This is a genomic window from Streptomyces sp. NPDC002573, from assembly GCF_042889625.1.
Taxonomy (GTDB): Bacteria; Actinomycetota; Actinomycetes; order Streptomycetales; family Streptomycetaceae; genus Streptomyces; species Streptomyces gibsoniae.
The window spans coordinates 1-5,665 of record NZ_JBIARC010000175.1 but is presented as its reverse complement, the minus strand read 5'-3'; the positions used below and the strand labels follow the sequence as shown (position 1 = coordinate 5,665).

Annotated in this window: 6 protein-coding genes; 3 read left to right on the top strand and 3 right to left on the bottom strand. The window is 68.8% G+C overall.

Going from position 1 to position 5,665, the window contains the following annotated elements; all coding sequences use genetic code 11:
• Positions 1 to 151: 151 nt before the first annotated feature.
• Entirely contained in the window at positions 152 to 430 is a 279-nt protein-coding gene (locus ACFYX0_RS46470) for a hypothetical protein (RefSeq protein ID WP_388981562.1), read from the bottom strand.
• A gap of 603 nt (positions 431 to 1,033) precedes the next feature.
• On the opposite strand from ACFYX0_RS46470, the gene ACFYX0_RS46465 reads away from it, so the two are divergent.
• A complete protein-coding gene (locus ACFYX0_RS46465) occupies positions 1,034 to 2,875 on the top strand; it encodes a trypsin-like serine protease (protein ID WP_388981559.1) in 1,842 nt (613 codons plus the stop codon).
• A gap of 323 nt (positions 2,876 to 3,198) precedes the next feature.
• The gene (locus tag ACFYX0_RS46460; RefSeq protein WP_388981557.1) at positions 3,199 to 3,798 is read left to right on the top strand and encodes a cation transporter; all 600 of its coding nucleotides are present in this window, start codon (positions 3,199 to 3,201) and stop codon (positions 3,796 to 3,798) included.
• A 4-nt stretch (positions 3,799 to 3,802) separates the two neighbouring features.
• Here the strand turns inward: ACFYX0_RS46460 and ACFYX0_RS46455 are convergent, their stop codons facing one another.
• Both ACFYX0_RS46455 and ACFYX0_RS46450 read right to left on the bottom strand, forming a co-directional pair.
• Positions 3,803 to 3,994 carry a hypothetical protein gene (locus ACFYX0_RS46455; protein WP_388981555.1) on the bottom strand — a complete coding sequence of 64 codons (192 nt, stop codon included), beginning with the start codon at positions 3,992 to 3,994 and terminating at the stop codon, positions 3,803 to 3,805.
• Positions 3,995 to 4,323: 329 nt separating this feature from the next.
• Entirely contained in the window at positions 4,324 to 4,830 is a 507-nt protein-coding gene (locus tag ACFYX0_RS46450; RefSeq protein WP_388981553.1) for a hypothetical protein, read from the bottom strand.
• A 481-nt stretch (positions 4,831 to 5,311) separates the two neighbouring features.
• On the opposite strand from ACFYX0_RS46450, the gene ACFYX0_RS46445 reads away from it, so the two are divergent.
• Entirely contained in the window at positions 5,312 to 5,662 is a 351-nt protein-coding gene (locus ACFYX0_RS46445) for a hypothetical protein (protein ID WP_388981551.1), read from the top strand.
• Positions 5,663 to 5,665 lie beyond the last annotated feature (3 nt).

Sequence of the window (5,665 nt, the reverse complement as noted above, 5' to 3'; positions counted from 1 at the left end):
CAGGGAGCACGCACCGTCAGCGGATGCACGCCCCGGGCAGACACCCGCGCGTTCCGGGACCACGCCCGGCTACACCACTTCATGGGACGCGATCCTTGCAGGCGACCACCCGGCCCGGTCGGCAGGGATACATACGCAGAGCATGCCGGGCCTACGCGCCCATGAGAAGGCGTCGGACACTGAGCGCGCGGCCCTGATCGTCGAGGCCATCCCGCTGTTTGTTCTGCTCGTCGGGATTACTGTCATCGCTCTGGCTTTCCCGCGCGAGCCTGACCGCCCCGGTCCCACCTGGATGACCGATGTCTCCTTTGCCCTCGCCCTGTTCTGGGTCGTTGCATGCCTGTGGGGCGCTGCCCGGGCCTTCGCCCGTGCTCACCACCAGTCCACCGCAACCTGGTCCCGGGACTTCCTTTTCCTCGCCCTTGGCCACCTAGCCGCCACCGTCCCGGCGGCAGCTGAAGGCCTCCCACCCGTGGCCCTGGCCGAACTCGCCCTCGTACCTCTCCTCCTCCTGGCCGCCCGGCCTTCGCGCTCCCACGCCTCGGCGCCTACGTGTGACTTCGAATCGAGCCCATCGCGCCCGGGCCATCACCGCAGCCCGGGAAGCCGAAGCGAGCGACATCACGCGGCGAATCCCAGTAATCAGGCACAGGGAAGTCGTCAACAGACCGTGTGTCAGAACATCACCAAGGCTGTCGGGCCCAGCTCCTAGGCGCATACGAGCAGCCGTAGGCGTGGGTGCAGGGATGTTTTTCACGGTTGGCGCGGCCCTCGCTGCAGCAGTGAGGAGAAGGCTCCGGACAGCAGCGGAGCACAGCAACCGGCCCCGTCCGGCAGCGTAACGTTCGCGGCCGTTCAAGCAAGAGACGATGTAGCCGGCGGTGTTGCCGATGTTTTGGAAAAAGCAGGGCAACGGCGAGAAAATAAAAGGTTTCTGTGGCGTATGAGGCTGGTGAAGATCAACGAGCCCGAAGTATGATCGGCCGCTTCGGTCGATGCCACCCCCCCAGCATCTTCATCACAGGAGACATGAGTGTCCTCTGCCCACAGAGGCGGGAAACACCGTCGCCGCGGCCGGATAGCCGTACCCGCCGCTGCCGCCACGCTGCTCCTCGGCGGCGCCAGTGCGTTCATCATGGCGCCCGCCAACGCGGCACCACTACCGACGGACATCGGCGTCAAGGGCCACAGCAGCGTCGGCAAGTCGCAGCTCACCGCCCGCGTGCACGGCGCGCTCACCGCGCCGGCCGCCAATACCCCCGCAACCCTGCGGCCTGCCGCGAGCACCGGCGCGCCGTCCGGCACCACCACCAGCCCGAAGCCGCAGCCGTCAGCTTCCGGCACTGCCGACGCGCAGATCATCGGTGGCACGACCACCAGCATCTCCACAGCCCCGTGGATGGTGCAGCTGTGGTACTACGACGACAAGGGGACCACCGACACCAGTGACGACGTCGGCTTCTTCTGCGGTGGCACCGTCGTGTCGCCCACGAAGATCCTCACGGCCGCGCACTGCGTCTCGGGCTACGACTGGCACAACAACGGCTCCATCGTCTACGGCACCGACCAGCTGCCGACCACCGACTCGTCGACCAACACCACCGACCTCCACGGCGGCACGGTGACGGGCGTGTGGCGGCAGTGGAACGATCCTTCGTTCCAGATCACCTCGAACGGCACCGCCGTCAACGACGTCGCCGCGCTGACGCTGCCCAACCCGATCAGCGCCAAGCCGCTACCCATCACCACCTCCGACGACACCACGTCGTACAAGGCGGGCACCCAGGCGCAGATCTACGGCTGGGGGCGCACCAGCTCCACCAGTCAGGACATCTCGCAGACCCTTCGCAAGGCCACCGTGCCGGTGAACGGCGATTCGACGTGCTCGGGTTTCTACGGCAGCGACTTCGTGTCGGGCGCTATGACCTGTGTCGGCGCGTCGGCCAGCGGCTCCGACAGCGGCACGGTCGCCACCTGCAACGGCGATTCCGGCGGCCCGCTGGTCGTTGGCGGGCGCGTCGTCGGTGTCGTGTCGTGGGGCGTGCAGGACTGCGTGAGCCAGGGCTCGTACAGCGTTTTTACCAAGCTGAGCACGTACGTCGGGGCGGCCGAACCGCGCATCGATGACATCGACCTAAGCGGCGACGGCCGCGCTGACATGTTCGCGGTCGCCTCCAACGGCCAGGGCTACGAGTACGACTCGCGTGGCAAGTCCTTCGGGTCCCGGGTGTCGCTCGGCGACTGGAGCGGGGTCAACCTGGTGCGCCAGGCCGACCTGGACCGCGATGGCTACGGCGACTTGCTGGTACGCACCACCGACGGCACCCTGTACTGGCAGCACTACAACCTGTCCACCGACAACACCGACGTCACCAAACTCGGGTCCGGCTGGAACAGCATGAAGGTCATGCTTGTGCCCGGCGACGTTACCGGTGACGGCTACCAGGACCTGCTGACCGTGGACTCCAGCGGCAACTTCTGGCTCTACCCGGGCACCGGCCACGGCAACTTCGGCTCGCGCGTCAAGCTCGGCTACGGCTGGAACATGTACGGCGCCAACGTCTTCGGCAAGGGTGACTTCACCGGCGACGGCAAGCTCGACCTGCTCGCCCAGGACTCCTCCGGCAACCTGTGGCTGTACAAGGGCACCGGCAACCCGTCGGCCCCGCTGGCGTCCCGCGCGAAGATCGGCTACGGCTTCCACTACACCGCGTACGTGATGAACGGGGACATGACCGGCAACGGCCACTCCGACCTGATCGCCCGCGACAGCAGCGGCAACCTGTGGCTGTACGAAGGCACGGGCAACGTCTCGCACCCGCTGGCCTCCCGCGTCAAGATCGGATACGGCTACAACGGGTACCGGCTGAGCTGACCGGCCCTCCGGCGGAAGAGCAAACCCGCACCCGGACGACGGGCCCACGTGCATCCTCACCAGGGCGTATGCGGGCCCGTTCGCCCAGCGCCCCAGCTAAGAAGCCGCTGCCCGCGGAGCCTCGATGGCCTCCACCGTGCCACGTACCAGGAGCCCCCGCAGCCTGCTGTCCCAGCACGGAAGCCGCCGGCACGGTGCTAGCCGACCGTCTCAGTTTCCGTCTCGTTCAGGTGAGACTCCGGGACTGGTCTGCCCCGTCAGTCAGCCACCCGTGAACGCATGTGAACGACCCTGTACGCCATCCGCTGTGTGAGAATCCGCCGGTGACAGCATCCGATGACACCTCACGCGTTGCCTTGCTCCGCCGGGGCTTCACCCTCGAGTACACGACACTCGGCTGGAACGTGGTCGGCATCGTCATCCTGGCCATTGCCGCCGTCAGCGCGCGGTCGGTCGCGCTGGCTGGGTTCGGCCTGGACTCCTTGATCGAGATCGGCGCCTCGACCGTGGTGCTGTGGGAGCTGTCCGGCACTGGCGAGGAGCGCCAGCGGCGGGCGCTGCGCCTGATCGGTGTCGCCTTCGCCGGCCTGGCCCTCTACCTGCTGGTGCAGTCGACCCTGGTGCTGGCCACCGCCTACCACCCTGGGCACTCGCCCCTGGGGATCGCCTGGACCGCAGTCACCGCCGCCGTGATGTTCGCTCTCGCGGCGGGCAAGGCCCGCACCGGCGCGGCGCTGGACAATCCTGTCCTGCAGACCGAGGGCCGGGTCACCCTGATCGATGGCCTGCTGGCCGCCGCCGTCCTGCTCGGCCTCACTCTGAACGCCACTGTCGGCTGGTGGTGGGCCGACCCCGGCGCAGGCTACGTCCTGGTCTACTACGCGGTGCGGGAAGTACGCGAGATCTTCTTCGGCGGTCACTGACCCGTCAGCGAAATTGCCGCGTCGCCAGCGGTTGCCACCGTCGCCGACGCTCCAGCAGTGGGAGGCGCCGCCCGTCGAGCACATCGTCGAGGCCGCCGACACACACGAGCCGCTGTGGATCGGGCCCGACGGCGACCCGGAACGGCGGGGCGGCGACCGCTTCCAGACCGAGCACCACGGCATCGCCCGCTGCCACCGCGCGGCCGCGACCACCTGGGCGACCACCGCGGGTTCAGCGCGGCCGGACGCGAGTACACGTGGCCGCACCGGGAGCAGCGCTCGCAGTCCGCGGCCCATGCGGGCGGGAGGAGCGACATCAGAGTGCGTCTTGCGTGGGAGCTGAAGAAGTGCGACAAGCCAGACTGCAGGCGCATGGTCCGGGCGGGATGCGGGCACTGCTGCGCACCGTGCGCCGTGGCCGCTGAGGGCAGTCACGAGGTGGCCCAGCACAGCGAGGGATGCGAGGAGCGGCACGCCGAGCGCGGCGACTGGCAGGGGTAGCCCGCCCGCCCCGCGGCCGCGCTATCACCGCACCTTCAGAGTGACTTTCCACAGGATTGACATACGGGTGCACACATGACCGGGAGTGATGACCCGGCACCGGGACTGGGAGCCCAGTGTGGTGGTTCCGTCGGCCACGGCGCGGAACAGGGCGTCGACATCGCCGTTCGGAAGGGTCACGAGGTGTTGGCGGTGGAGGATGGTGCCGTTGGCCGCGGTGGGGGCGGTCCAGCTCCAGATAGTGCCTCCGTCCTTTCTCCCCGTGAGATGGACGATGATCGCTTCACCTTTTTGGACGGTGAACGATTGGCCGTTGTCCTTGTTGCCCAGACTGAGAGACTTGGCGGCGCTCGAGGTCGGGGCCGGCTGTGCCACTGCCGCCGTCGGCACCACCCCTACAGCCAAGAGGGCGGGCAGCAGCATGCGGATGACTTTGAACTTCATGGGACGGTCCTCTCCGTAGCGGTGACGTCCCTGCTCAACGATCATGTAGCGAAGGTGGTCACGCCAGTGATCCACGCTGCTGTCCATTCCGGGAGGCTTCTACAACGGCACCGGCTGACCGGCCGTCGCCGCTTCACCCCTTGCACCCCCCGGGAACCCGGAGCCTGGGGGCGCAGCCGTGTCTGCGGCCGCCCGTAAGGTGCGGGTATGACCGACTCCGCCCCGCTCACCGACCGCCAAGCCAGACGACTCGTGGCCGCGCTCCGAACCGGCACGGACCTGGACACCGCGGTCACCGCCCTCGGCGTCGACCTGTCTGCGGTGTGGGCCAGGGCGCGCACTGACACCCGGCTGACGATCGCCCTGGCAGGCAGGGACCCCGACGCGGCCGACGAACGCGCCCGGACTGCGCGGGCACCTGCGGCTCCTGGCCCTCGGTGTGGCCCCGAGCCGGGCGCAGCTGGTCCTCGGGTCCGGGCATGCGGGCGGATGGCGGGCCGATGACCCTGCGTTCGCGCAGCCCTGCGCCGCGGTCTCCGCCGCGGCCGCGCCGTACGGGTACACGGGGATGACCCGCCTCACCACGGAACGGGTGACCCGGTTCCTGCAGGCGCTGAGCCAGCCCAAGACCACGGTCTTCGCGGCCGCGGCCGCCGCCGGGGTCACCCAGGCCGCGATCTACCAGCGGCGCAGCCGTGACCCGGAGTTCGCCGAGGCCATGGACGCCGCGCGGGACGCGGGGTCAGCGCCCGTCGAGCTGCGAATGCCTGTCGTATGGTGCCGAGTACGAATATCCGTCGTACGGTGTCGGCTGTGCGGAACCGGGGTCCTGCGGGGTGGGCTCGAAGCGAGGCGGCTCAGTGCCCGCTGGGGTTTGCAGGCTGCCGTAGCGCTCCATGCGCTGCCAGCGCAGGCGTGAGCC